The sequence below is a fragment of the Haliscomenobacter sp. genome (genome assembly GCF_041740695.1).
Lineage (GTDB): Bacteria > Bacteroidota > Bacteroidia > Chitinophagales > Saprospiraceae > Haliscomenobacter.
Map to the genome: position 1 here is coordinate 1 of NZ_JBGSLK010000026.1, position 26,651 is coordinate 26,651.

The window sequence follows — 26,651 nt, forward strand, 5'->3', positions numbered from 1 at the left end:
ATAATCAACAGCAGTTGATTGATCACAACGTGGCAGCCTTCGACTGTTTTTGGTAGCTCCAACTCAATGTTTTTGATGCCCTAAGATACTTTTTATTTTCATATTTAGCAGCCGCCGAAGGCGGCTGCTAAATAGTTACCATTTTTTATTGTAATGCTGTTGGCCAAATGCTAAATGCAGCTGAATTAAAATGCATACAATACGATTTTTATGTGTTTATCCGTTGTAGAGTTTTTTATCTATGTATTTACCCTTTCTTTCAGCGTATGTATTGGCTAAAAAAATTAGCAACTCAATTTTAAAATCATAAATAATTACATCATGAAACAGTTAAAATGGCTGTGTTTTATTTTGTTTGCTCTAGTTGTGAATCCTTTTTTGCAAGCCCAAAAGGTGATAGAACTTAATTTTCCTCCTAGTAAAGGTGAAAAAATTGATCTTGGCGGGCTTCAAAAAATAAAAAAAGGAGAATTTTACCAAATTCACATCAAGGGAATCAATCTGAATATCTACCAGGTCGGCATCAACCAACAGGATTCGGTATTGTCAAAACCACTGAGTGCGCTAGAGTTTGGAAGCTTTAATTTGGACTTGATCAACAAGTTGGTAAGTAGCCTGTCCACTTCGGTTTCAGGTATTGTAAAAAACAACAACACCCTTTCGTTAATGGAGAACAGTAGTAATGTTTTTAAACCTGATTCATTGAGCCGACTTACGTTTGAAATTTATGCCACATTTTCTTTGAAGGACAGTCTAAGTAAATTACAAATGAATCTTGATAATTGGAGACTCAAGTTTAATAAAATCTTATTGGAAGCCAAAAGGAACACTCCAAATTATGGCAATGATCTAAACTATACTCATCTATGGTCGAGCATAGATGGTATTCGGAAAAGATTAAACCAAATATCCATTGATGTACGCCAAAATGAAGAAGAGTATATTAAGTATTCAGATTTAAATATTGCCCCGATTATTGCTGAAGGTGAGAAGTCCAGTAATCAGGGCTTCGTCCCTCAGGTAAACTCATTAAAGGTTACTGATGAGAACATTAAGAAATTGTATGCTGAGTTTGGAAATACTTTAGCAGAAGTTAGAAAAGGACTAACTGCTGATTCTATATATACAAGCTTTTTATCGTTAATCAATATCGATAATAATCGGAATAATAGTTTTTACTCACTGCCTTTGCAATTCATGGAAGATAGAGCGACAGTAAAAGTATTTATCAGCCCAATCGATAAAAATTCAGGACTTCCTGGATACGAAACCAAATTCAGTTTTCCATCCTATCAGAAAAATTATTGGGGCGTTGGGCCTTCTTTATACTGGGCATGGCTGAAAGATGAAGTCATTTCCAGTGTTGGCACGGTTCAAACTGACAAAAGTATTACGTATAAAATAGTTGAAGAAGATAGTAGAAAGGGGGAAATGGGTACTGCCTCTTTATTGAGGGGAGGAATGAAATTTCAGGAAGAATATTCCGTGGGTGTTCACGCCACGTTTGGCCTTGGGCTATCCCTCACACAAAAAGTTCGACCACGTTTTTTACTCGGCGGAGGTCTTAGTTTTGGCAAAACCCATATGCTGGCCTTTGATGCCGGATTGATCATGGGCTATGTTGATCGCATTGGTAAAGCTGTTGACAAGAATACTACCTATACCCAACCGATTCAAGGGACGGTATCGCGCCTAGGGACTGCTGTTTTTGTAGCTGTAGGGTACGTTTATAAATTTTAATCAACTTTTGACTAGAAGCTATCTCAAAAAACTACCCTTGCAGGGCCGTTGGCGTTTTGAGATAGCTTCTAAACTATTAGCCACTTCCCTCAAATTTCCCAACAACAATTCTCTCACATTACCAAAAAAACTTCTATCTTGTTATCCTAAAGAGAAAACCACAAAACCAAGCATGACCTGGACGCCTTATCATGCCAAATATTTTGCCTACGAACTAACCCAGCGCTTTGCCTCAAAAGTGACGGCTGAAGGGTTCAATGATGCTGATAATCTGGACAAGATAACGGCCTCCCTCTCCGATGCTCAAGTAGATTTGAATCCACATCAGGTTGATGCAGCGCTATTTGCACTGCGCTCGCCCTTGTCACAAGGGGTGATATTGGCAGACGAGGTAGGTTTGGGCAAAACCATCGAAGCAGGCATTGTCATTGCTCAACGTTGGGCGGAAAGGAAACGCCGTATCCTCATCATCGCCCCGGCCAATCTTCGCAAACAGTGGAGCCAGGAACTCAGCGACAAATTTTTTCTCTCCAGTCTGATCTTGGAAAAAAAATCCTTTGACGAGAGCACCAAACAAAAGAACTTCAACCCCTTCGAACAAAAAGACAAAATCGTCATTTGCTCCTTTCAATTTGCCAGGGCCAAGGAAGCCTACGTAAGCCACACCAATTGGGACTTAGTCGTCATCGACGAAGCCCACCGCTTGCGCAACGTATACCGCAAAGACAATAAAATTGGGAACGCCCTCAAAGAGGCATTGGCGCAACGGCCTAAAATCCTACTCACTGCCACGCCATTACAGAATAGTTTATTGGAATTGTATGGTTTGATTAGCCTCGTAGACGAATACATTTTTGGCGACCTGCGCAGTTTCCGCCAGCAATACGCCCGGATTAGTTCGGAGGAACAGTTTTCCGCACTCAAGCGACGGATTGAACCCGTGTGCAAACGCACCCTACGTGCTCAGGTACGCGAGTACGTGCGCTACACGGAGCGCATTTGTATCACCAGCCAGTTTTCCTCTGCGGACGACGAGCACGAACTCTACACCCAAGTATCGGAATACCTACGCAAGCCAACCCTGTACGCGCTCCCCGCAGGACAGCGGACCTTGATGACCTTGATTCTGCGCAAACTCCTGGCTTCTTCCAGTTTTGCCATAGCGGATACCTTGAAGGGTTTAGCCGAAAAACTACAGGCTATTTTGGATCGCCATGAAATCCTTCAAACCGCCGAAGAGCCTTGGCAGGTGGATTTTGAAACGAGTGCCGAGTTGCAAGATGAATGGAACGATGATCCTGATTTTGCCGATGAAGTGCAGGAGGCTGCCGAACGGTATTTTTCAGCTTTTGAGTTGGAGGAAATCCGCAAGGAGTTGACCGAGGTCCAATTCTTTCACGAACTAGCCCAAAACATCCAACGCAACTCCAAAGGCGACAATCTGGTGATTGCCCTCCAGCAGGGTTTTGCCAAAATGCGCGAATTGGGTGCCGCTGAAAAAGCCGTAATTTTCACCGAAAGCATCCGCACCCAACAATACGTCAAGGAGATTTTGGAACAAAGTGGTTTCAAAGACAAGATTGTTTTGTTCAACGGCTCTAACAGCGACTCCGAATCCACCCGAATTTATCACCATTGGCTCAAAAAACACGAACATAGCGACCGCATCACGGGCAGTCGCGCTGCCGATATTCGCGCTGCACTGACAGAGTACTTCAAAGAAGACGCTCAAATTCTCATCGCAACCGAAGCCGCAGCCGAGGGCATCAACCTGCAATTCTGCTCGATGGTGGTGAATTACGACATGCCCTGGAACCCCCAGCGCATCGAGCAACGCATTGGCCGCTGTCACCGCTATGGGCAACGATTCAACGTAGTGGTGATCAATTTCCTCAATGCGCGCAATGCCGCCGATGTGCGGGTGCATGAATTACTCAACGAAAAATTTGCCCTCTTTAACGGGGTTTTTGGAGCTTCAGATGAGGTGCTGGGCAGCATTGAAAGTGGTGTTGATTTTGAAAAACGCATCGTACAAATTTATCAAAATTGCCGCACCGAAGCCGAAATTCAAGCAGCCTTCGATGCCCTGCGGGCCGAATTGGACGAGAGCATCGCGCAACGGCTGGATTATACCCACCAGCAACTCATGGAAAACTTTGACGAGGAAGTGCTCGAAAAAATCAAAGTTGAAAGTGAGCAGCGCCTGGATGCGTTTGAAGAAAAATTCTGGGCTTTCAGCCGTTTTGCCTTAGCGGAATATGCCAATCAATTTGATGATGAAAACCATTCTTTTCGCCTCTTGCGTTCTCCTTTGAGCGATGTGCCCAAAGGCAATTTTCGCTTTTTATCCCACCGCCTGCCGCACGACCGTTTGCCCAAAGACGCTCAGGTGTACCGCATTGGACACCCTTTGGCCCGCCACCTGTTAAAAACACACCAAGGCCAGGGACTTCCTGTGGCCGAAGTAGTTTTTGATTTTAAAAATGCGGCCCGCAAAGTTTCGGCATTGGAACCACTGGTAGGTGCCTCCGGCTGGCTGAGGGTAGATCGCCTCTGCATTGAAGGCCTGGAAAATGAAGATTTTTTGGTTTTTGCAGGCATGGACGATACGGGCGAACTGATCGAACAGGAACGCTGCCGCCGGATGTTTTCATTGCCTGGTCAGGTAGTTTCCTCTGGCTGGGAGCAGGATCAACACATTACGCAGGCCCTGCAAGCAGAAATTCAACTGCAACGCAACCTATTGATGGAGCGCCGCAATCAACGCGACATCCAGCTTTTTGACCTCGAAATGGACAAACTCGATCGTTGGGCCAGCGACCAACGCCTGGCCCTGCATACCGAACTACGCGAGATCGAACAAGACATTCGCCTACGCCGCAACCTCGTACGCCAGGCACCCACCTTGGCCGAAAGGGTCAAAGAACAACGCCACATTGCCGAACTGGAAAAAAAACTGGCCGACAAACGTTTTGCCCTCCACAGCGAAGAAGATACCATCGAAGTACGCAAAAACCGCTTTTTGGATGAAATCCAGGAGAAGCTGGATGTGAAACCGGAGCAGGAGATGTTGTTTGCCATTCGCTGGCACCTGAAAGTATAAGTCCCTTTTTTATTCACTGACATAATTCAAACGCCCATGAACAATTCATCTATTTTGGAAAAGCCCAATCTTTTCAAACACGCCACCAGCGAACTCAGCCAAGACGCCATTCTCGCTTGGCTAATCCGCTGGGCCGATCCCCTATATGCCCAAGCTGACCCTCAACTGCATGAAGTAGGCCATTTTTTTGTCCAAAAACTATATGAGAAAGCAGGTAAAGAAGTGCCTCCGTTTACCAAACTGAAAGTCATAACCCAAAAAGACAAAATTGACATCCTGGTTGAATTGATCTGCACAGATGACACCACTCGCTACATTCTTTTAGAGGACAAGGTAAATGCCAATGAACATGGAGATCAACTTGATCGGTACATCGAAAAACTAACCGAACTTCGTGAAATCGAAGAAGCCAATATTCTACCTATATTGCTTAAAACGAGTTTCCATACTGAATCACCCAGCAATGAAAAATATACTTTGTTTACCCTCTTTGATTTGTACGAAGTATGGCAAACGGGCAGCTCCAAAAACATTCACAATGCCATTTTTACCGATTATGGCTTACATCTTGAGCAAAAACACCTCAAATACCTGCAAGCTCAGTTTGATTATCAAAACTATACAACTATACCTGTCAAGGGTTGGAGTTACTGGCATTGGAAGGGATTTTTTACCCATTTAAAAGCAAAATTTCAGGAGGGTTCAAAAATCCATGACCAACAAAATGCTCACCAACGGCAATTGGTTTTTAATGCGCCAAAAGTATCGGTGACCAACATCAGCAATCAACATGAATATGAACCCTATTTGGATTTAGGATGGTTAGAAGCAAATAACCTTGCTACATTCTCTCTTTCTGTCAGGGTTAGATTAAAAAAGGATACAGAAGGATTTGATAAAAACTTTAGAGATGTACTTGCTGCCGAACTCCAAAAACAAGACCTTTATCGAGGCGGAGTAAAAGCAAAGTTTAAACGGGCAAAACAAACCATCTGCTTACTCAAACTCAAACTAAATACCGATATTTACGACGATGCAGCAAAGCTGGGAGCACATTTGCTCGAACTGAATGAACAGTTGCATCGATTACCTGCAACCATTGACCCGATTAACCGAACATGACGAACAACCAAAAACTCGAACTCACCTGGCTAGGCAAAGGCGAATCCCCCAAACTTGAACCCCGCCTGCTGCTCCTTGAACCCGAGCACTGCCACGGCGACCCCGAGGCCGATAACCTACTCATCCACGGCGACAACCTGCTGGCCCTAAAAGCTCTGGAGCAAGACTACGCCGGGAAGGTGAAGTGTGTTTATATTGATCCGCCTTACAATACGGGCAATGCTTTTGAACATTACGACGATGGGGTGGAACATTCGATTTGGTTGAATTTGATGTACCAGCGTTTGACGGTATTGCGAAATTTGTTGGCGGAGGATGGGTCGATTTGGGTTTCGATTGATGATAATGAGTGTCATTATTTAAAGGTAATGATGGACGAAATTTTTAATAGGCACTGTTTTATTGCAGATATTATTTGGAGAAAACGAGACGGTCCGCCTAATGATAGAAAGATCGGCACAATTCATGAGCATATACTTGTTTTTGGCAAAACTAAAAAGGAAGCTTCAAAAAAAACGTTTGCTGAAGAAAGTTTCAATTTAAGTCCAAGAACTGAAAAGTCAAACAAAGATTATCAGGTTTTTTCTGAGCCAGGTGGTCCTGATCCAAAAGGGCCTTTCCGAAAAATTGACACTACTGCAAACGCAAAAGGTGGTAGGTATGTTGAAAGTCTTACATACCCTATTACTAATCCTTATACAGGCGAAGAAGTTTACCCCAGGCAAGGAACTTGTTGGCGTCACAATAAGGAAGACATGATGAAGTTGCAAAGTGAAAGAAGACTTTTTTGGGGCGTAGATGGTAAAGCAAAAACTCCAATGAGAAAATTATACCTTTTCGAAGCTAGAGATGGAATGACAACCTCTTCAATTTGGTATGATGTTGCACTTAATCAGCACGCAACTGGTGAAATCGAAAAAATATTTGGAGAAAAAGCTTCATTTGAGACTCCAAAACCCGAAAAATTATTGGAGTTGATTATCCACATCGCCACAAACCCCGGTGATCTCGTCCTCGATTCCTTCCTTGGCTCCGGCACCACCGCTGCTGTCGCCCACAAAATGGGGCGGCGCTGGATTGGCATCGAGCTGGGCGAGCACGCCTACACCCACTGCGTACCCCGCTTGCGTAAGGTAGCGAGTGGCGAAGACCAGGGCGGCATCAGCAAAGCCCAGGACTGGAAGGGTGGCGGTGGTTTCAAAACCTGCCGCCTGGCCGAAAGCCTGCTGGAGCGCGATGAAGAGGGGATGTTGCGTTTCAATCCCGACTTTACCGACGAAATGGTAGCCGAGGCCGTCGCCAAAATGGAAGGTTATCGCTACAACCCCGATCCGGAGGTGTTTTGGAAACAAGGACAATCTTCTGAGCAAGACTTTTTGTACGTCACCAAGGTATTCATCACCCGGCCCTGGCTGGAGCAGTTGGCGGCTGAGCTCAAGGCAGCGGAGTCGCTGCTCATCTGTTGTCCGGCCTATGGTGAAGGTTGTGAGCAGGCTTTTCCCAACATCAACCTCAAAAAAATTCCCCAGGCCTTTATGAGCCGTTACGACTGGGATCAGAACGACTATTCTTTGAACGTGGAAAATGTACTACCCGACCTTGATGACCTGGAAGAAGACCTTTCTGAAAAAGACTCAAGCCCAACGGTGAAATCAAACCCAAAAGGAAAAAAAGCCAAAGGAAATACCGAGGGCCAAGGCTCTTTGTTTTAATTCATGACATCACGGAAGCCATGCAAGTTATACTGGAAGACATCCGCAACATCATTGCCCAATCCCGCGAGCGGGTGGCCCGCTCGGTCAACCATGAACGTTCCGTGGCCTACTGGCAAATTGGACGGCGTTTGGTGGAAGATGAGCAAGAAGGTAAAGAGCGGGCAGTGTATGGAAAAAAGTTGGTAAAAGACCTGTCAGTTCATTTGCAAAAGGAATTTGGCACCGGATTTTCTGCCAACAACCTCTGGCTGATGCGCCAGTTTTACCTTAGTTACCCAATTCTCCACGCAGTGAGTGGAGAATTGACCTGGACTCATTACAAAATTTTGATCCGCCTGGATGATCCTCAAAAGCGAGAATTTTACATTGCCGAAAGCATCAAAAACGCTTGGTCGGTGCGCCAGTTGGAGCGCCAAATCAATAGCCTCTTGTACGACCGCTTACTGCTGAGCCAAGACAAGGAAAGTGTATTGGCCATCGCCCGAGGGGAGGCCTTACCCAACAAAGCCCAGGAAATCATCAAAGACCCCACCATTTTAGAATTCCTGGGCCTAAAACCCCAAGCCGCATATTACGAGAGCGATCTGGAACAAGCAATTATCACGCACTTACAGGAGTTTTTACTGGAACTGGGCAATGGCTTTTCCTTCGTGGCTCGACAAAAGCGCATCATTCTGGGCGGCGACGAATTCAAAATAGACCTGGTTTTTTATAACCGTTTGCTCCAATGTTTCGTATTGTTTGACATCAAGATTGACAAAATCACCCATCAGGATTTGGGCCAATTGCAGATGTATGTCAATTATTACGACCGGGAGGTCAAAGCGGAGTTTGAAAACCCGACCATCGGCGTATTGCTCTGTGCGGATAAAAACGATGTGGTGGTCCGGTACTCTTTACCCGAAAACAATGGTCAGATTTTTGCCTCCAAATATCAGTTGCATTTACCCACTGAATCCCAACTAAAAGCTGAAGTACGCAAAGAATTGGATAAATTTTCAGGAGAAGACTAGTGTATTTAGGTTTGCCCCCCCTCCATAAGTTGACCCGTAAACAAGAGAGCAAGATGCAAACAAAAACAACAAACTCGACCCGACTGAACTACCTCGAAAACCGACTTTCCTTGCGTACTCCGCTGCGCAAGTCGCTACAGATCGTGGTCGACATAGTAGAAGACCTGGATCGGCAATCGGCCAGTGACGCTGCGGTTTTGCACCAGGAGCTGGCCCGCATCCAAGCTTTGTATCCCACCTGCCAGGATTTTGAGCGGGAGTTTGTTTCCATCGCGTTCTCCATTGCTACGGGCGTAGGCAAAACCCGCTTGATGGGCGCCATCATGGCGTATCTGTTTTTGGAAGGCATTAGCAAGAATTTTTTCGTTTTAGCCCCGAACCTGACCATTTATGAAAAACTAATCAAAGATTTTGGTGATCCCACCTTTTCGAAATACGTGTTCAAAGGCATTGGCGAACTGGCCAACCATCCTCCCGTAATCATTACGGGCGACAATTACGCCCAAGCCTCCAGCCTTTTTGAGGCCCAGGAGATGCGCATCAATGTGTTTAACATCTCCAAATTCAACAAAGACACCAACGAAAATACAGGTAAAAAGGGCGGTTTTGGTTTGCCCCGCATCAAACGGATTTCGGAATACCTAGGGCAGTCCTATTGGAGTTACCTGACTCGGCTGGACGACTTGGTCATCCTCATGGACGAAGCCCACCGTTACCACGCCGACAAAAGTAAAAAAGCCATCAACGAGCTTCGCCCTATGTTGGGCATTGAACTCACCGCCACCCCTTATGTCAACAACGACAAAGAAAAAGGGGTGATGTTCAAAAACGTGGTGTACGAATATTCCCTGGCGGCAGCCCTAAAGGACGGCAAATACATCAAAGAACCCGCCATTGCGACCCGGCAAAACTTCGATCCGCGCAGCAAAACCGAGGAAGAAATTGAACAGATCAAGTTGGAAGATGCGATCAGTGTGCACGAAAAGACCAAAGTGGAATTGCAGCGTTACGCCCTTGAAACGGGCAGGCCGGAGGTCAAACCCTTTGTACTGGTCGTTTGTAAAGACACCAGTCACGCCAAGGAGGTGTTTGACTACATCACCAGTATGCAGTTTTTCAGTGGAGCCTATGCTGGCAAAACCTTACAAATTGATAGTACGACGCGCACCACGGAGGACATCGAAAAACAGTTTGTCAGTCTGGAAAGCACCAAAAACCCGATTGAAATTGTCATCCATGTCAACATGCTCAAAGAGGGTTGGGATGTGTCCAACCTCTATACCATTGTACCTTTGCGTGCCAGCAAAGCCTTGATTTTAATCGAACAAACCATTGGACGTGGGTTGCGTTTGCCCTACGGCGAGCGTACTGGAGACAAAGCAGTGGATACCTTGACCGTCGTTTCGCATGAGCATTTTAATCAGGTCATCGAGGCCTCGAAGGACCCGCATTCCATTTTTAACAAAATGCAGCACATTGAGTTGGTGGAAGCGGAATTGGAAGGCAAGCGCGAGTTGGTCATCATCGAGGATCGCATCTCCCAAAGCATGCGCAAGGAGCAGGAGCGGATTGCTCACATGCAAGAAAGCGTGGACAAACAACGCGCCCAACATACCCATGATGCTACCCGTGCGCTGGTCAATGCGATTCCGCTGATTGCCAATCGGGTTCCCGGGATTCGCAGCATTGAAGATTTGAAAAAACCGGAAGCAAAGACTGCTGCTTTGGAAATCATCCAAGAAGACCTGGAACGTGGCCAGCAGAGTTTGTTCAAAAATCAGATTGTAGCTGAGGCGCGTGGGGTTTATGAAAGGGTGATTACGGATTACGGCAAAAACGTTATTGAAATCCCTCGTCTGGTTGTGCAAGCTGGCAAACCCGAGGCGTATTTTGAAAGTTTTGATTTGGATACCAGCGGCAACGCCATTGAATCCAAATTTGAATTTCACATTTCTGACGAGTTAATTGTAAGAGAAAGTTTAGGCGAACATACTCGCGATTACATTGGCGTCATCCGTGGCGCGGAGGGCCGCAATGTAGAAACCCCGGAAATGAAGATTGTCGCGGAGTTGATTTTGTTTCCTGAAGTGGAATATGACCGCTGTTCGCACTTGCTTTTCCAGCTGGCCCGCCAGGCTAAAGCAGCCATTGAAGCCAGCCTACGACCCAATGAGACTATTGAACTAGCGGTGCTGCACAACAAAAAAGAAATTGCTCGCCGGATTTATGCTCAAATGAAAAAGCATTTTTCGTTGCGCGAAACGGGGTATATCGTCAACAACATTTTGCCCTTCAGCACCATCGAACCCTGGAACATCTCAGTCCCCCTTTCCGCAGGAAGACTCGATTATAAAAATGTTGACTTTAAAAAGAGTGACATTCGCAAACACATCTTTGTGGGCTTCCAAAAGTCCTGCCATGCGGAATACACGTTTGATTCTAGCTCAGAATTGCTGTTCAGCAATGTGTTGGAAAATGATGCTAGTGTTGAAAAATGGCTACGACCTGCCCCCAACCAATTCAAAATTTACTGGAACCACAATTCCCGGCAGTATCAACCCGATTTTGTGGTTGAATCCAAGGACGGGATTTACATTGTAGAGGTAAAAGCTGCCAATGAGGTAGACGATTACGATGTACAAGAAAAGGCCAAAGCAGCAACAACCTTTTGTACCAAGGTATCGGATTACATGCTCAACAATGGGAAAAAGCCTTGGAGCTATGTGTTGATCCCACATGATGAGGTGCAAGGGCATGTGACGTTTGGATGGTTGAAGGAGAGGTATGGGTGAACCTCTCCCCCTGATTGTTTGAGAATTTTAATCCTAACTTTGACTTGTGTTTCTGTAAATTATAATTTGGGACATCCGCACGAAGGTTGAGTATTGACTTCCTCAGCATCAAATAATAGCTTTATGCGCTCCAATTGTTCGTGATTTCGAATAAGCGTTTTTTTAAAATTTCCTAATTCTGTATTAGATAGATTAGGAAATTCCATTTTTATTCTAGTCGTAAATTCATCTACATGAGACATCTCTAACAAATTTGAGTTTCTAGAATACACTGCCAATTTGTTCTGCTGTCCTGGGGCGTAGGGGAAATCAAATACTTCGGGTGTTTGAGAGGATTCGGAGGCAATGACCGTTTCCTTGGCTAATTCTTGCTCAATTCTTTGCAGTTCGGAGGTAAGCGTATTTTTTGCATTTGTCATTTTGTCATCAGCTGATCTCATTTCAAGCATTAAATCTTGAATCGCATCAGACTGTGTAACCTTTTGCTCGAAATCTTTCTTTACCTCCCTACTGGCCTTTTTTAAGTAGGTGGCAGCTTGATCAAATTTTTCATCTGCCATTGATTTTACGTAGTTCGAAATACTCGGTCCAACTGCTTTAATGTAAACTGCGTCAGCTACTGCGGAGAAAACTGGGCTTTCAAGAGCAATCTCCTTCACGGCCTCAAATAAGTTAAAAACGATGGCTGAGGTTATTTTTTTAACTCCTGAAACATAAATCGACTTATTTTTGCTTGTAGTAGTGCTTCTGTTTTTAACAACTTTGGCTTCTTGCTCCTTAATGTTTGCCTCAATTCGATCTGCGCCAGCTTCACTCCAGTTGGCTGTAGTAAAGTATTTTACTTCGTCGGTATTTACAACAGGTGTAGTACTCGCTGTTTTTACAGGTTTAGCTGTGCTTACATTACCCTGGACCGGTGGATCAGTGGGACCTCTTGGGCCATTTATTTTCGGATCAGGTTGGTCTTTCTTGGGGCTATCCTCGGTTGTATGGGGTGGCTTGGCAGCTAGTGTTGATGGCTTGTTGGGTTTAGGGTCGGGGCCGTCGGGTTCCCAATAAGGGATCAGGTCATCCAGATCTTTTCCTTTCTGGCTCGGGTCATATCCCCCCCCAATTTCCTTTAAATTAAGCCTTTTTTGCCAATTTTGTTTTTCCAGTAGATCTTCTAAAAAGCCATTGAACACTTCGACTGCCCTCCAACTTGCTGTTTCGTAGGGATATCCATTCTCCTTTTTTTCTTCTTCAATAATTTCTTCCTGGCGGATCAGCTTCATCACCACTGGTTCAAACAGCATTTGATTGGCGATTTCTTCTGCGGCTACCGCTGCAGCTTTGCGTGCCAAACCTTTGTATCGATCCTTGGTTTTTTTTATGTTAGCCTCTAATTTTGTACTTAAATCTTCCTGGCGAAGTAGTTCTTGTTCACTAAAAAAAGTGAAAAACGAAAACACGCACAAAACATAGTAGGTACTAAAAACAAACTTCCTTACTTGGCTAAATTTGCGGCCGATCTTAACGCGCCTTACGAGTGGAAACATCAAGCCTAGCAGCAAAATGAACAAGCTCGCATACATCCCTAATCCATTGAGAAAATGTAAGGGGCTGGTATGATGCTTTATTGTATCAATCATGTGCTCTATTTCGGCAATTGTCGTCTCTGGATTTACGGTGTAGATATAGTTAAAATAGGTTTGTAAAATGGAAAAAAAGCCTGAGGCAGCCATTAATGGCATCAACAAAAACAATAGTACTTCTGTGGCGAGGCGATGCCATCGAAACTTGGGATTAGCTATTACCCAATTGGGCTTTTTACTGGCTAAAACTGTAAAATTGATGAGGTTATCTTTGTTCCTAAAACTGCTTTTGATACTAGAATCTGCATCATAGTAATCAAGAAAATTTTGTGCAATCCTCAATCCAAGGTAGGCAATGGTTGAGCAAAGGAAAATGAAGTAGACCATAGGTGAAGGATTTAGGGTTAATTGTTTAAAAGTGATTTCGGTTAATCAGCATCTATTTCGTCGTCGAAATCATCATTATCGTCATGGTTGCTGTCATCAAAGTCTTCAGGACTCAGTTCTTCGCCTAAAAAATGTTGCCCGTTTCTATCGAATCCTGAGCGATTGAATCCATCAGGGTCATAACCATTCATATTGTAAGCGTTTTCATCATAACCTTTTCCGAAAACACTTTCGTTAGCTGTATTGAAAAATAGGGCAGTACTTAAGGCTCCCGCAATCGATGCAATGCCTGCGATTTTTATCTTTTCATATTTGGCTTTTAAAGCTGCGATTTGTTTTTCCAACAAACCAATGCTTGCTTCTTTGTGGCGTTTATCATTCAACGTAGCTATAAGTGTAGCCGGATTTTTAAGTAGGAGTTGGATGATAATATTTGCATCATGTTCTGTTAGCTGTTCTACGGAGCCCAACTGGCGTCCAAAAAATTGGATGATGTTATCGATGTTATTGGGAAGGTTTTGATTTTTTTTGAGTTGAATTGACAGATTTTTGAGTTGCTTGTACCTTTCTGGATTACTCCTTTCAAGTTGTTTTAGGATATGTTCAGTCTGGTTGGATGGCGACTCCAGTTCGGCCAACTTATGGAAAGTTCGTTCCAACAGAGATTCTACTTCGTATTGTTTATGGTTTTTTGTAGATTTTTGATTGGAGCCCTCGATTTTACTGAGCGTTGCCAATAAGCCATAGGTGATCCTGTTTCGCTCAGTATCAGTTGTTCCGATATTCATTCTGAAGCGATGCTCCCAATTGTTTAATTGATTCTCAAGTAAAATGAGGTCATTTAAATACTCTTGATTAAGCTCTAAATGCTTAACCGTCAGAAATGCTTCATGTATTTTGTCGGAACCAATCAAGGCTCTAACCTCTTCGAATATTTTTTTTGTCATAGGGTTCCAAATGGAGCTTTTCTCAGAAAGAGAAATTATTTGAAATCAATTTAATTCAAAAATTACTTATACGCAAATACAAACTATGTAATTCTCCCGAAACTGTTAAAATATACAGAGTTTTAACAAAATTTTAATTTTGTTTATAAAACCCTTACTTTAATTTTCAGCATTGGTCTAAAGAAAGTCTCCTTCGGTTTTTTGTTAGCTTCTCCTAGAGCCCTCATTCATTCCCCACCAACCACCCAAATGCAGCGTCAAAATACCCATCCGAAAACACCTTCCTTTCCCCTTCCACATATCCAAAATGCCGCAACTGCCGATGTGGTGACCCCGGGGACGGGATTGCCAGGGCTTCAATCAATTGACCATCTACCAAAAACACCCGGGCGACGGGGCTCGTGAGAACAGGGTTAGCGATGCCTAATTTTTTAAGAAAAGCAGCTTGGAATTGGATGGAGCGAGTTTCATCGACCTGACCAAAGGGATGGGTGGGGTCATGCTTAATAATCTTATGCTCCAGGTCGCGAAGGACTCCTTTAGAAGTGCACAGCACTTTGGAGGTGCCGGATTGGAGCAAAGATTGTACACCTTGTATATTCCATTCCTTTTCAGAAAGGCTGCTATCCAGGGAGCTTTCGCCTTTGCGTACACAAGATTGGATTGTATCGGAAAAAGCTATTTTCTTTTTGGCGATGCTTTCCCGGAGCTCAGTTTCGTTGAAAGGTGCGATCAGCTCAGGATCGACGTATTGTTGGTAGCGTGGCCAAAAACTGCTGGAAGCACTTCCGTAGAAGAAGCGGATTGGCTTCTTTTTGGTGTTTTCGGCCCGCATTTTTTGTTTATCGGCTGTATCGGGATCGGTACAAGCGTAGACGGGGAAACTGCCAAGGACCATACTTTTGGCACCGGGGATGCGACCCAATTCGAGGTAGGGGTGGGTTTCTCTATTTTCTTCTTTGGTAAGAATCGGCATGGGAGTTGGTTTTGTGGTTTGAGGTTTATACGGGAAGGGTAGGGGAAAGGTTGCACAATGTTGGATATTTTTCCAGCTAGCTACAATTCCGCCGCAAGAAACCACATTCAACCGCCTCCGTCGTTGCCGAAAATATTTTATCATCCGTCTAGCTGATCTTTCTTAGCACAAAACCCTCAAAAACCATGTAAACTTCAGCACAAGCATGCTTCATGTGGTGTATGCTAAAACCTCGAGTTATGAAAACATCAGCTGTGTTGATCATCGCGCTGTTGTTCAGCGTTTCTTCCTGTGAACCTTTTCATTTGTGTCTTTGGGGAGATTGTGAGGAGCCGTATCAACCAATGAATAGGGATATTACTGTGAATTTGGTTTTAGCCCAAAGCCCGAATATTATTCCCTATGAGGTAAAAACCAGTGACCAACTCTCCTTTTTTATTCCGAAACAAGTCGACGTCACCGGGACTTCTTCTTACACGGGTAATTTGATCGGGTTGAATTGGGGTCGGTTGGAGGAGCCTCAGTACAATGAAGAATGCCGATGTGCAAGGGGGAACTTTTCGCTGTTGTTGACTGGCAGTTCTATTCTTAAGCTTAATGGGGGCTATACCCTGTACGCAAAACCAAATGCAACCCATGTTTTTTGGGTAAATAGTTTCGCACTAGGCAACAACTGGGAATTTAGGCTTGCTTCTATTACACTAGAGGGGAAATTTGATGGGAAAATATATCGGCTGAGTGGAAAAGGGTATATTAACTATTGATGGGATGCTGCTGGTTACACAGACAAACTGTTAGACAGTACCTTGAAAACCCCGAAGGGGTGACATGATTATAGCAAATGGGAATCGCAGCGTTTTTCGCAAGAGAAACCCCGAAGGGGTGGTATTATTTTATTTTAAGGCGACACGCAAAAGAACAATACCACCCCTTCGGGGTTTTTCTTTGAACGGCACGGGCACGGTACATTGCTATAATCATGTCACCCCTTCGGGGTTTCTCTTGGCACGGAATGGGCACGGCACATTGCTATAATCATACCACCCCTTCGGGGTTTTTCTTGGAACGGCATGGGCCTGGCATATTTCCATAATCATGTCACCCCTTCGGGGTTTCTCCCCAAAAACGGCATGGGCACGGCATATTTCTATAATCCTGTCACCCCTTCGGGGTTTTTCTTGGGGCGGCGTGGACATTCATCTTTCTATAATCCTGTCACCCCTTCGGGGAGTAATTTTGTCATTCCAACCAATCAAAAAGGTATTTTTCGTTGTATTCGACTTCGAATTTTTGCAAAAACTCCAGGTATTCTTCCTTGAAGGTCTTTTTGCGATGGTGTTTTTCCTGATTCAAAATGTACTTATACACCGCATCCATTTGGGAATGGGCGTAGGAGAATGCGCCATAGCCTTCTTGCCAGGAAAATTCATACGGAAGGAATTGCCGATCATTGATGAAATCACTGCTGTTGTTTTTGACATCGCGGATCAAATTTGAAACCGACATGGATGGCCTGAGACCAACAAAAACATGGACATGATCCGCTACACCATTTACAATAATCGACTTCTGGTTTTTGTTTTTGATGACGCCCGCCATGTATTTAAATACCTCCTCCCGCCATGGTTTTTGCAGCAAATTTTGCCTACCTTTTACTGTAAAAACATATTGGATGTAGATTTGAGTATAGGTTCCAGCCATTTTTATCGTTTTGGTGAATCGAATAAAATAATTATGGACATTCTATGTCGAGAAACCCCGAAGGGGTGACAGGATTATAGAATCAATGCCCATGCCGTTCCTAGAGAAACCCCGAAGGGGTGGCATTATTTTATTTTAAGGCGACACGCAAAAGAATAATACCACCCCTTCGGGGTTTCTCTTTGATAACTTAACCGGTTATCTTTTGCTATAATCCTGTCACCCCTTCGGGGTTTTTCTAGCTATGGCGTAGACATTCCTTTTTTTCTATAATCCTGTCACTCTTTCGGGGTTGAAAACTGCGCTCAATTTAGAACCAATCAACCTTGTAGTTCCGGCGTACCACCCTGTACGACCCGCATTTTCTCCGTTGCGCGAATCCGCGTAACGGGATTCAAGCACCAGAATGTACTCCTTGGTGCCTTCCATGCGGAGAAAATTATTCACTCGCTTGCTGAAAGGGCGGGCCATTTCCGTGGCATTGATCATTCGGTTGCCATCAGCAAATTCAAAGCTGATGTGCTGGCCTTCGTAATCAAATTTGACAATCTCACTCATGGTGTTATACTTATTACAGGTAAAGAGGGCAGGAGGGATTGGAGGTTTTACGCGACCAAGATAGGGAGACAGGCGAAGGCAGTCAAGGCACTTTTGACTGGATTTGACCAGGGCAAATCGGAGGGATTAGTCGGTTCAAAATGATAACCTTCCCCCTCACCGCACACACCGAAACCCCGTCGTCCCATTCCGTTCAAAACCCGGCGCTATCCGCATCAACTTCTGCGTATAATTCAACTCCCGCGGCCCCCCTTCCACGTACCACCAACTGCTGGCGGGCAAGTAATAACTGCCTCCCTTGAGGATCAGGTACTGGTTCGTACCATTGCTGTACAAGTCATTGGTCATTTGCCACACGCAGCCCACCAGGTCTTCCAGTCCGTGGGGGTTAGCGCCTTTGGGGTAGGCGCCCACCGGGTACAATTTGCCATTGCCCGTGTTGCACAAGGTCGAATCCACCTGCAATTTGGACACGGTGAGGGTTTCCGTGATCACCTGTTGTTCGCGTTTCACCTGTGCGTCCTTGCTCCAGGGCCATTCGCGCAGGTCGGAAGTTTGGGCGGCGTACTGCCATTCCATTTCGGTCGGCAGGCGTTTTCCGGCCCAGCGGGCATAAGCCTGGGCGTCCTCATAACTCACGTAAATAACTGGAAATTGCTCCTGGCCTTTGCGGATTTTTCCACCCTGCCAGTGCCGCAGGAAGTTGCTGGTATCTTTGGGGCGGTACTTTGATTGGAGCAAAAACTGAGCGAACTGGGCATTGGTTACCGGGTGTTTGTCCATCAAAAAACCTGGGATGGGCAGCTCCTCCTGCGGGTATTCGCGGGGATTGGGGATAAAATCGTCGCCGTATTTCACCTTCATTCGAAAATTCCCCGCTGGAATTGGCACCATACCTGCGGGGATACTTTTGCTGGGAAAAAATGTCGCTTTTTGACTAATCAGGCGGGCCATGCCAGTTTCTACCATAATTACTCTTTCATCCAGTAGTTCACCCTGGTCAAAAAGCTGGATGACAAACTTACCTTCGGGGTGTTCAAATACCTTGTGCAGGGCAATTTGTTGGAAGGCGATTTTGTATACTTTAGGGGTTTGATCATAGGCCGGATGCCCCGACCAAATGCGGATTTCTTGCCCCCGCACCGCCGAAAAACTCAATACATCCCCCCTACGTTCCACTTGTAACACATTTGGCAAAACGGCAATCGCCCCCACTGCTCCTTCATTGTTGGTGCCCAGCCATTTCTGGGAGAATGCTTCCAGGTCAGCTGTGACTGCCCATTTTCCATTCTTTTCTGTTGGCTTCAACTCCTCATGGTTCCAAAGGTCAACGAGGTGATAACCTGACTTTACGGGCGTTTCAAACAAAGGCCCACGGTACCCAGCAGGCTGAAGACAGAATAGGGTAAACAGCGTTTTTTCCACCCCTGGCCATTGATTGATGTAAATGCTATCACGTTGACTCGGCCAAAGCGGCACGTATTGTTTTTGGGAAAAAACGGCCGCATTTTCGCGCAACACCCGCAGCGTTCGGCCCCAAAAACGATAATCATCTTCTACCCAATTCGGGTGGCCGGGACGAAACTGATTGACCTCGGTGCCGTAACCATTGAACATCGAGAGGGCATACTCTCGCCGAATTGGTTCCAGGTACAACTCCGCTACCCGGAAAATGGCAAAATCGGGCCGGATGAACTTGTTCAAATTGAGCAGCGGCGGGTAATACAAGGCGTTGTGTACCCTGCCGGATACAATCCCCGGCATGTCGCGGGGCACGGCCATCCCTTCACTGTACATGATGACCCCGGGGCGAACTTTATCGGCGGCAGCCTGGCGCTCTGGAGTGGATTTGCCTTCGGTATCCAGCACCACCCCGTCGGCGCTGATGGCTTCAATCATTTCGGTCATCCCCGTATGGTGGTCTACCCAGCGGGTGCTTTCATCCCAGGGATTGTAGCTGATGAAAAACTTGGTTTGGTACTTTTTGCGCCCCATTTCGGCCAGTTGTTTTAAACTTTTCAGGCCACCCGGCAATGCCCGGTACATGTCCCATTGGTTGCGTTGATCCAGTCCCAACATCGGCCAATTGGGCCAAATGCCCACTACTTCATCGCCGCCGTAGAGGGTCTTGGCTTTTTTCAAAAAGTCTTCGTAGCGGTACTTTTGGGTTTGAGGATCGTAAAAATCTTTGTCCCAGGCCATGATCAGGTGCATGGCGTAAGTTTTGCGGATCCATTGCAAGTCAGGGCGTTGGTAAAGCGTTTCGTCAAATTGTTGCCCTTCCAAATCAAAAAGATACTGTTCCTGGAACATGCGCCGCAGGCCCTCCTGCCAATCACCACGATAAGGCATGATCCAAAACTGGTAAGTAGTAGTGCCTCCTGGCAATAAAATGGTTTCAAAACGACGGCGCTGGATTTTTTGATTCCAGGCTACGCGGCGGGCGAGGGCGCAATAGTTTTGGCCGTTGTTGGTCTTGGCATCCGCATAGCCGAGGTGCCAGGCATTGTCGGGCACGATTACGTTGACGGGTTTTTGCCCTGGGCGAAAAAGGTGGGTGCGGGAAAGGCCGTGTTTGCCCAGGCCAGTCATGTAGGTCCGCTCCTCGTTCACGCCAAAGGGAACCACGTTTTCCAGGGTGAGGGTATCATTGGGGTTGTTGTTGTCAAAACGTAGGGCATATTTTTGGTATTCACCTGCTGCTTTTTCTGGCCAAAAGGCCAGGCTGAGCTTTCCCAACTGATAATAAGTGGTGTCCTGAATTTGCCGTTGAAAAACCGCGTCTCGGGTGTAAATGGTTTTTCCATTGAGGACAAAGGAGCCTACCTCAAATTCGGCGCTTTGATGGCGAAGCTTTGGTGCACTTTGAGCAAAAATAAATTGGGGGAGCATCAGGCAGAGCAGCAATAGGGTACGTGTCATTTCGTGCAGGTTTTAAGGGGCTCAGGTTTTAATGGTACTTGTTGCAAGGATTTAAAAGAAATAATTTACTTTTGAATAATCTACTTTTTGTCTAAAAACTTAAGCACGCTCGAAAACACCATCACCTTGAAACAATTCGCCCTATTGTTCATCTGGTTGCTTTCCTTACTTTTTGGCTGCGGCGGTCGCAATTCCAAAAAGCCGAAACAAGACCTTCCCTGGTTTCCAAATACCGACAATCCTGCCGTACAAGTCATGGAAATCCCGCTGGACAGTGGCTATACTGTACAAACCTTCTTAGTCGCTCCCGAGCGGAAGGAAGTGTATGTCTTGGCGCACACCAGGGTTGAGCAAAGTGGTGATTACAAGCTGGAGGATCGTTTTCGCACTGATTATTTGCTCCTGCACCTGGATGCCCAGGGCCAGGTGTTGCAACGCCGGGAATTGCCGGGGTCGAGGCATAGTTCTCCCGCTTACCTTTGGCTGGAACAGAATAATCTGGTTTTTTTTGCGGATGACAAAGTTCGCTTGTACAATGCCGAGAGCATGAAAGCGACGGAAGAGATCCCTTGTTATGTAAAGCATGACTTTCCATCCACTAAAAACCTGGTAGAGCTATTCCCGGAAGAGCAATTGGAGTTGTATCTGCCCGCCCGAGCTAAAGCCCTCAAAAACAGCGTTTCAACCCGAGTGCTCTGTTTACCCAGGACCAGAGTCATCGTGCTTTTATTAGAATCGGCGAAGCAAAAAAGGAGTGTCTGGACCATTTTGGACTCTCTTGAAGCTGATCAGTTTATGAAAGAATACGACCAACTTGAACCACCCGCAAACCCTGGCTGGAAATACAATTCAGCTACCGGGCTCTTTCGGGTGCAAGATGGAAGCACAGTTTTGGAAACCACCGCTGAAGTCTCGATGGGCACACAATTGGTTTATCCGAATTACAAGTCGCGCTCGGCCATTCAGTACGAACTCCTGATCGGAGGAAAAAAAGCTCGTTTTGCCACGACTAACCGCTCGCGCAAACCGCTTTATGTCCAATTTTCACAGAATGATTACCTCAGTGCTGCGGGGGCAGAGGCCTGGCTTGTGTATCAGGGGGTGTTGTATCGCTTGGAGTAAAATGTCCCATAGAAAATTTGAATCTTTTTTCTACCAAATAAATAACCATGCAAAAAACACTTACTTTTTGTCTTCTTTTATCACTGGCTACCCATTGGACTCAGGCGCAAAACACCAATCCGCTCTACCTGCAAACCAGCGAGATGGCCAACCAGATGGTTCAATACGACGCAGACAAGGGCAGCATCATGCGTTTTTATGCGACGAGTAATCCGATGGAATTCCGCGGTCAGGGTTCCAGCTACAACTCGCCAGAGCGGCGCCAACGCTTACTCGGACTGATTGCTGCCAATCTCAAACAACTGGAATCGGTCGATTTTGACAAAATGAACGTCAACGGCAAGGTCGATTTCCTCTTGTTCAAGCGCAACCTGGAAGACGAGCAGTACCAACTGCAAGCCGAGCAAAAGAACTACGACCAAATTGCCCAACATTTGCCCTTCTCCGAGCGCCTGTATACCCTCATCAAGTCCCGCAACCGTGGCCAAAGTGTGAATGGGCAAGAGGTAGCCAAAGCAATGAACGACATTCGGAACGAGGTCAAACAAGCGAATACCAAACTCAAAGGCGTAGAAGCATTTGATCAAAACCTCGCCAATCTGGCCTCCGAATCCGTCAAAGGGATGCAGGCCATCCTCAAAAGTTACTACAATTTTTACAATGCTTACGACCCATTGTTTTCCTGGTGGGTACCCAAAACCTACACTGGTCTTGATGCCGAACTCGAAACTTACGCCAAAGGCCTGGCGGGCAAAGGCAAAAGCACCAGTACCCAAAAAGACGACGGCAGTGGCATCGTGGGCAAGCCAATCGGAAGGGAGGAATTGATCCGCCAACTCAAGCTTGAATTTATCCCTTATACTCCTGATGAATTGATTGAGATTGCCAATAAGGAGTTCGCCTGGTGTGATGCAGAATTGCTCAAGGCCAGCAAAGAAATGGGCTTTGGCAGCGATTGGAAAGCGGCTCAGGAGAAGGTCAAAAACAGTTTTGTAGCTCCTGGCCAACAGCCCGAAGCGATGTTGGAACTCTACGACCAGTCGGTGGCTTTTTTGAAAAAATACGATCTGGTGACCATCCCGCCCATCGCCGAAGAAACCTGGCGGGTCAATATGATGTCGGCGGAGCGGCAATTGGTCAGCCCTTTTTTCCTCGGTGGAGAATCGCTGATCATTTCCTACCCCACGCCGACCATGAGCTACGATGAAAAAATGATGAGCATGCGCGGCAACAACCCGCATTTTTCAAGAGCGACGGTGCACCATGAGCTGATTGCCGGGCACCATTTGCAGGGTTTTATGAACAACCGGAACAAAACGTACCGCAAATTTGGTACTCCTTTTTGGCACGAAGGCAATGCCTTGTATTGGGAGTTTTTGTTGTGGGATATGAAATTTCCCCGCTCGCCGGAAGACCGCATCGGCATGTTGTTTTGGCGCATGCACCGCTGTGCCCGGATCATTTTTTCCCTGAATTATCACCTTGGAGAATGGACGCCCCAGCAATGCATCGACTTTTTGGTGGATCGGGTAGGGCACGAACGCGCCAACGCGGAAGGTGAAGTACGCCGATCCTTTACGGGCAATTACGGCCCCCTGTACCAATTGGCGTACATGGTAGGTGGCCTACAGTTTTATGCCCTTAAAAAAGAACTGGTCGACGGCAAAAAGATGAGCATCAAACAATACCACGATGCGATTTTGCAGGAAAATGCCTTGCCAGTAGAGATGCTTCGTGCTATTTTGACCAATCAAAATCTGAAAAAAGATTTCAAAACTCAGTGGCGATTTTACGACAAAACCAAGCCATAAGCTTGTTTTTGTTTTTTTGGCGGGCTACAAACGGCCCATTTTTGCCTAAATTTCGTTCCGAAAATGCTCATTTAGCGCTGCTAAACTCCGCTTTCCGTGCCTCATTTAGGCAAAAATGGCCTCGTTTTCGCTTCCGCCAAAAAACAAAAACAAGCTTTAAGACACATCCATAAAAACCCAAATCACATGAGCCTTTTTTGGATTTTATGGGGCATTGATGTCCTGATTGCCCTGATCGCCTTGTACTTCTTTTTCATCGGCATCGCGGATGGATCGGTTTCTTCATTCAACATGGGGATTTGGAGTCTCTTGTTGATTGGTCTGGCGGTGGTGGTATTTGGCAGTTTATGGCTTAAATCGATCGACCAGCTTGGGATGGCGAAAGGATTGCTTAGCATACTGGCTATTCCCGGCATACTGTACGCACTGTTCATTTTGATGGTCATCATCGGCAAACCGCGCTGGAATTAGGCTTTTTGCTGCAGCAGTGTCCGCATTTGAACAAAAATCTGTTCGAATGCGGACACTGTTCTTTATTATTTGTTTTCCAAAAAGCTGCAAATCAATACGTTTCAAAAACTGGCACTTTTTTAGCTTATTTAGGTCAATAAGCAAGCACAATCCTATCCTATGTTGCAGAACTATCTAAAAATCACCTGGCGCAACCTTCGCCGCAATCGTGTCTACGCCTTACTCAATGTAGTGGGATTAAGCCTGGGCATCGGCTGTGGACTTTTGGTGTTTTGGTTCATCCGTTTCCATACCACCCACGATGCTTTTCACAAGGGGATCGAGCGGGTTTACCAGGTCACCACCGAGTTTCATTTTGATGGAACCAGTTACTCGCGGGGCGTACCGCCACCCACCTGGAAAGCGGTGCGGGACGAAACATCGGCTACTGCAGCCACGATTTGTATCGAAGGTTATGAAAAACTCATGGCGCTGATTGATGCCAATGGGCGACCTGTCAAAAAATTCAAGGAAGGGCCCGGCCCCAAGCTGGCTTATGTGGCCCCGTCTTACTTCAAGGTTTTTGATTACCAGTGGCAGGTTGGTTCTGCCAAATCCCTGGACAAGCCCAATACTTTGGTCATCAGTAAAAGAATGGCCGAGAAGTATTTTGGGGATGAAGACCCCATTGGCCGCATCATCAAGTTGGAAAACCAACTGAATCTGGAAGTGACCGGGATCGTCAATGATCCGCCCGACAATACCGATTTGCCTTACGAGTTTTTTGTCTCTTTTGCGACCTTGGAAAACAACAAAGACTTCGTTTATGGTGGGCCAGAACTGACTACCTGGAGTGGGGTCAATTCCAATACTTACTGTTTTGCATTGTTTCCACCGGGGATGACGGAGGCGCGTTTTCAAAAAGAAATTGACGCCATCAACAAAAAATACCACGGAAAGGACTACAAATCATATGCTCATCCGGTCATTAAATTCCGGGAAATCCACCATTCTGAGCGCTATTACGGGCCAGTGCCTTACAAGTGGATCTACATCATGGCGACCATTGGTGTTTTTTTGATCGCGACGGCTTGTTTCAATTTCATCAATATGGCCACCGCACAAGCGATGCGTCGGGCCAAAGAGGTGGGTATTCGCAAGGCGGTTGGAGGACAAAGAGGGCAAGTATTTTTTCAATTTATCGCTGAAACCGGAGTAATCACCGCAGTGGCCCTGGTATTAGGTTTTGTCATGGCCGCAACGGCATTGCCTTCCCTGAACAAGTGGTTGGACCTAGGCGGGGGCTGGCCCAGCCAGGTGAGCTGGAATGATACCATGTTGTGGGCGTTTATCATCGGCTTGTTTTTGACGGTAGTCTTTTTGGCGGGATCATATCCGGGATTGATTCTGGCTGGATTCCGCCCAGTGGTGGCCCTCAAGGGAGGCATCAACCAACAACAGGCGGGAGGTTTGAATATTCGCCGCAGCTTGATAGTGGTGCAGTTTGTGCTCATTCAATTGTTGGTGATTTGTACCTTGGTCATCAATGGTCAGGTTGACTTTATGATGAACAAATCGGTGGGCTACCAAACAAAAGGGCTTGCAGAAATCACCATTCCCAGCCCTGAAAAGATCAATCAAACCACCTTCCGCGAGCGTTTGTTGAGCATTCCAGGGGTGAAGGATGCTACTTTTTATTTGTTTTCACCTACGACCAATTCCAGCAATACGACCAATTTCCGCTTTGATACCCGTCAAAAAGATGAAGTGTGGCAAATGAGCACCAAAAATGCGGATCATCACTACATCGATACTTATGGCTTGACCTTGGTAGCTGGAAAAAACATTCCAGCTAGCGACACAGTACAAGGCTATTTGATCAACGAAAAAGTAGTAGAACGTTTGGGCGTGAAAAACCCGGAAGACATCATTGGTAAAAAACTGCGGGTTTGGGGAATTGATGCACCTATTTATGGCGTGTTGAAGAATTGGAACAATGCTTCGTTTGAACAGGACATTGCGCCCATTGCAGTGTTTACTTACAAGGACATTCACTACAATTGTGGCTTGCGACTCAGCAGCAACAACCTGCAAAAGACGATGAAGGAGGTCGAAAAACTCTGGAACGGTTATTTCCCCGATCACTTGTACGAGCAGTCTTTCCTGGATGAAAGCATCGCCCGCAATTACGAATTTGTTCGCACTATGCTGCGCCTGGTGCAGATTTTCTCGCTTATCGCCATTTTTATTGGCTGTTTGGGACTGTATGGTTTGGTCAGATTTATGGCTGCGCAAAAAACCAAAGAAATTGGGGTGCGCAAAGTACTGGGGGCCAATTTGGCGCAAATTCTGAGCCTCTTTGGCAAAGAAATTTCCATCCTCGTCGGCGTTGCTTTCCTGGTGGCGGCCCCCTTGGGCTGGTATTTGATGAATGCCTGGTTGCAGGATTACACTTACCGAATTCCGATTGGGTTTGGGACCCTGGTTTTTGCGGTGTTCATCACTTTGGGTGTAGCGTTGCTGACATCGAGTTATGAATCGATTAAGGCCGCTTTGGTCAATCCGGCGAAGTCTTTGAAGTCGGAGTGACGGAAAACATAGAGCAACACAATTTATTATCACAAAGGAAAAAAAGAGGACTTAAACATTTGTCAGCCCGAATTTTCAAAATAATTCCAAAGCGACATAATTTTCACAAAGAAAGCACAAAGAAGCACA

General features: G+C 45.9%; 17 protein-coding genes. 11 read left to right on the plus strand and 6 right to left on the minus strand.

What is annotated here, in order from left to right:
* Positions 1-321 precede the first annotated feature (321 nt).
* The 6 genes from ACEW9O_RS05425 (at position 322) to ACEW9O_RS05450 (ending at position 11,485) form a co-directional block, all read left to right on the plus strand.
* Entirely contained in the window at positions 322-1,740 is a 1,419-nt protein-coding gene (locus tag ACEW9O_RS05425) for a hypothetical protein (protein ID WP_373549116.1), read from the plus strand.
* Positions 1,741-1,912: 172 nt separating this feature from the next.
* Positions 1,913-4,843: an SNF2-related protein gene (locus ACEW9O_RS05430; RefSeq protein WP_373549117.1), complete on the plus strand. Its 2,931-nt coding sequence runs from the start codon at positions 1,913-1,915 to the stop codon at positions 4,841-4,843.
* Positions 4,844-4,879: 36 nt separating this feature from the next.
* On the plus strand, positions 4,880-5,965 hold the full coding sequence (locus ACEW9O_RS05435) for a PD-(D/E)XK nuclease family protein (protein WP_373549118.1): 1,086 nt from the start codon (positions 4,880-4,882) through the stop codon (positions 5,963-5,965).
* Positions 5,962-7,677, plus strand: a complete 1,716-nt coding sequence (locus ACEW9O_RS05440) for a site-specific DNA-methyltransferase (RefSeq protein ID WP_373549119.1) — start codon at positions 5,962-5,964, stop codon at positions 7,675-7,677. Before ACEW9O_RS05435 ends, ACEW9O_RS05440 begins: the two co-directional genes overlap by 4 nt.
* A gap of 20 nt (positions 7,678-7,697) precedes the next feature.
* Entirely contained in the window at positions 7,698-8,693 is a 996-nt protein-coding gene (locus ACEW9O_RS05445; RefSeq protein ID WP_373549120.1) for a YhcG family protein, read from the plus strand.
* Between the two features lie 53 nt (positions 8,694-8,746).
* Complete coding sequence (locus ACEW9O_RS05450) at positions 8,747-11,485, plus strand: DEAD/DEAH box helicase (RefSeq protein WP_373549121.1); 2,739 nt, start codon at positions 8,747-8,749, stop codon at positions 11,483-11,485.
* Between the two features lie 59 nt (positions 11,486-11,544).
* Here ACEW9O_RS05450 and ACEW9O_RS05455 read toward each other — a convergent pair whose 3' ends face one another.
* From ACEW9O_RS05455 to ACEW9O_RS05465, 3 genes are all read right to left on the minus strand, one after another.
* Entirely contained in the window at positions 11,545-13,446 is a 1,902-nt protein-coding gene (locus ACEW9O_RS05455) for a hypothetical protein (protein ID WP_373549122.1), read from the minus strand.
* A gap of 41 nt (positions 13,447-13,487) precedes the next feature.
* Positions 13,488-14,393 (minus strand): hypothetical protein, encoded by a 906-nt coding sequence (locus ACEW9O_RS05460; RefSeq protein ID WP_373549123.1) that lies wholly within the window; start codon positions 14,391-14,393, stop codon positions 13,488-13,490.
* A gap of 223 nt (positions 14,394-14,616) precedes the next feature.
* The gene (locus tag ACEW9O_RS05465) at positions 14,617-15,369 is read right to left on the minus strand and encodes a hypothetical protein (protein WP_373549124.1); all 753 of its coding nucleotides are present in this window, start codon (positions 15,367-15,369) and stop codon (positions 14,617-14,619) included.
* Positions 15,370-15,608: 239 nt separating this feature from the next.
* Between ACEW9O_RS05465 and ACEW9O_RS05470 the strand changes: the two genes are divergently transcribed.
* A complete protein-coding gene (locus ACEW9O_RS05470) occupies positions 15,609-16,133 on the plus strand; it encodes a hypothetical protein (protein WP_373549125.1) in 525 nt (174 codons plus the stop codon).
* 475 nt (positions 16,134-16,608) lie between these two features.
* On the opposite strand, the gene tnpA is transcribed toward ACEW9O_RS05470, so the two are convergent.
* From tnpA to ACEW9O_RS05485, 3 genes are all read right to left on the minus strand, one after another.
* Entirely contained in the window at positions 16,609-17,070 is a 462-nt protein-coding gene (gene tnpA, locus ACEW9O_RS05475) for an IS200/IS605 family transposase (protein ID WP_373549126.1), read from the minus strand.
* 267 nt (positions 17,071-17,337) lie between these two features.
* A complete protein-coding gene (locus tag ACEW9O_RS05480; protein WP_373549127.1) occupies positions 17,338-17,628 on the minus strand; it encodes a KilA-N domain-containing protein in 291 nt (96 codons plus the stop codon).
* A 156-nt stretch (positions 17,629-17,784) separates the two neighbouring features.
* Entirely contained in the window at positions 17,785-20,550 is a 2,766-nt protein-coding gene (locus tag ACEW9O_RS05485; RefSeq protein WP_373549128.1) for a formylglycine-generating enzyme family protein, read from the minus strand.
* A 126-nt stretch (positions 20,551-20,676) separates the two neighbouring features.
* Between ACEW9O_RS05485 and ACEW9O_RS05490 the strand changes: the two genes are divergently transcribed.
* From ACEW9O_RS05490 to ACEW9O_RS05505, 4 genes are all read left to right on the plus strand, one after another.
* Positions 20,677-21,672 (plus strand): hypothetical protein, encoded by a 996-nt coding sequence (locus ACEW9O_RS05490; protein ID WP_373549129.1) that lies wholly within the window; start codon positions 20,677-20,679, stop codon positions 21,670-21,672.
* 47 nt (positions 21,673-21,719) lie between these two features.
* A complete protein-coding gene (locus ACEW9O_RS05495) occupies positions 21,720-23,483 on the plus strand; it encodes a DUF885 family protein (RefSeq protein ID WP_373549130.1) in 1,764 nt (587 codons plus the stop codon).
* 186 nt (positions 23,484-23,669) lie between these two features.
* Positions 23,670-23,954 (plus strand): osmoprotectant transporter permease, encoded by a 285-nt coding sequence (locus ACEW9O_RS05500; protein WP_373549131.1) that lies wholly within the window; start codon positions 23,670-23,672, stop codon positions 23,952-23,954.
* Positions 23,955-24,113: 159 nt separating this feature from the next.
* Positions 24,114-26,522, plus strand: coding sequence for an ABC transporter permease (locus tag ACEW9O_RS05505; RefSeq protein ID WP_373549132.1), 2,409 nt, complete (start codon positions 24,114-24,116; stop codon positions 26,520-26,522).
* The last annotated feature ends 129 nt before the right edge of the window (positions 26,523-26,651 follow it).

Bases quoted from the DNA above. Each gene is read 5' to 3' on its own strand.
- ACEW9O_RS05425 (WP_373549116.1), top strand. From the start codon at position 322: ATGAAACAGTTAAAATGGCTGTGTTTTATTTTGTTTGCTCTAGTTGTG.
- ACEW9O_RS05430 (WP_373549117.1), top strand. From the start codon at position 1,913: ATGACCTGGACGCCTTATCATGCCAAATATTTTGCCTACGAACTAACC.
- ACEW9O_RS05435 (WP_373549118.1), top strand. From the start codon at position 4,880: ATGAACAATTCATCTATTTTGGAAAAGCCCAATCTTTTCAAACACGCC.
- ACEW9O_RS05440 (WP_373549119.1), top strand. From the start codon at position 5,962: ATGACGAACAACCAAAAACTCGAACTCACCTGGCTAGGCAAAGGCGAA.
- ACEW9O_RS05445 (WP_373549120.1), top strand. From the start codon at position 7,698: ATGCAAGTTATACTGGAAGACATCCGCAACATCATTGCCCAATCCCGC.
- ACEW9O_RS05450 (WP_373549121.1), top strand. From the start codon at position 8,747: ATGCAAACAAAAACAACAAACTCGACCCGACTGAACTACCTCGAAAAC.
- ACEW9O_RS05455 (WP_373549122.1), bottom strand. From the start codon at position 13,446: ATGGTCTACTTCATTTTCCTTTGCTCAACCATTGCCTACCTTGGATTG.
- ACEW9O_RS05460 (WP_373549123.1), bottom strand. From the start codon at position 14,393: ATGACAAAAAAAATATTCGAAGAGGTTAGAGCCTTGATTGGTTCCGAC.
- ACEW9O_RS05465 (WP_373549124.1), bottom strand. From the start codon at position 15,369: ATGCCGATTCTTACCAAAGAAGAAAATAGAGAAACCCACCCCTACCTC.
- ACEW9O_RS05470 (WP_373549125.1), top strand. From the start codon at position 15,609: ATGAAAACATCAGCTGTGTTGATCATCGCGCTGTTGTTCAGCGTTTCT.
- tnpA (WP_373549126.1), bottom strand. From the start codon at position 17,070: ATGGCTGGAACCTATACTCAAATCTACATCCAATATGTTTTTACAGTA.
- ACEW9O_RS05480 (WP_373549127.1), bottom strand. From the start codon at position 17,628: ATGAGTGAGATTGTCAAATTTGATTACGAAGGCCAGCACATCAGCTTT.
- ACEW9O_RS05485 (WP_373549128.1), bottom strand. From the start codon at position 20,550: ATGACACGTACCCTATTGCTGCTCTGCCTGATGCTCCCCCAATTTATT.
- ACEW9O_RS05495 (WP_373549130.1), top strand. From the start codon at position 21,720: ATGCAAAAAACACTTACTTTTTGTCTTCTTTTATCACTGGCTACCCAT.
- ACEW9O_RS05500 (WP_373549131.1), top strand. From the start codon at position 23,670: ATGAGCCTTTTTTGGATTTTATGGGGCATTGATGTCCTGATTGCCCTG.
- ACEW9O_RS05505 (WP_373549132.1), top strand. From the start codon at position 24,114: ATGTTGCAGAACTATCTAAAAATCACCTGGCGCAACCTTCGCCGCAAT.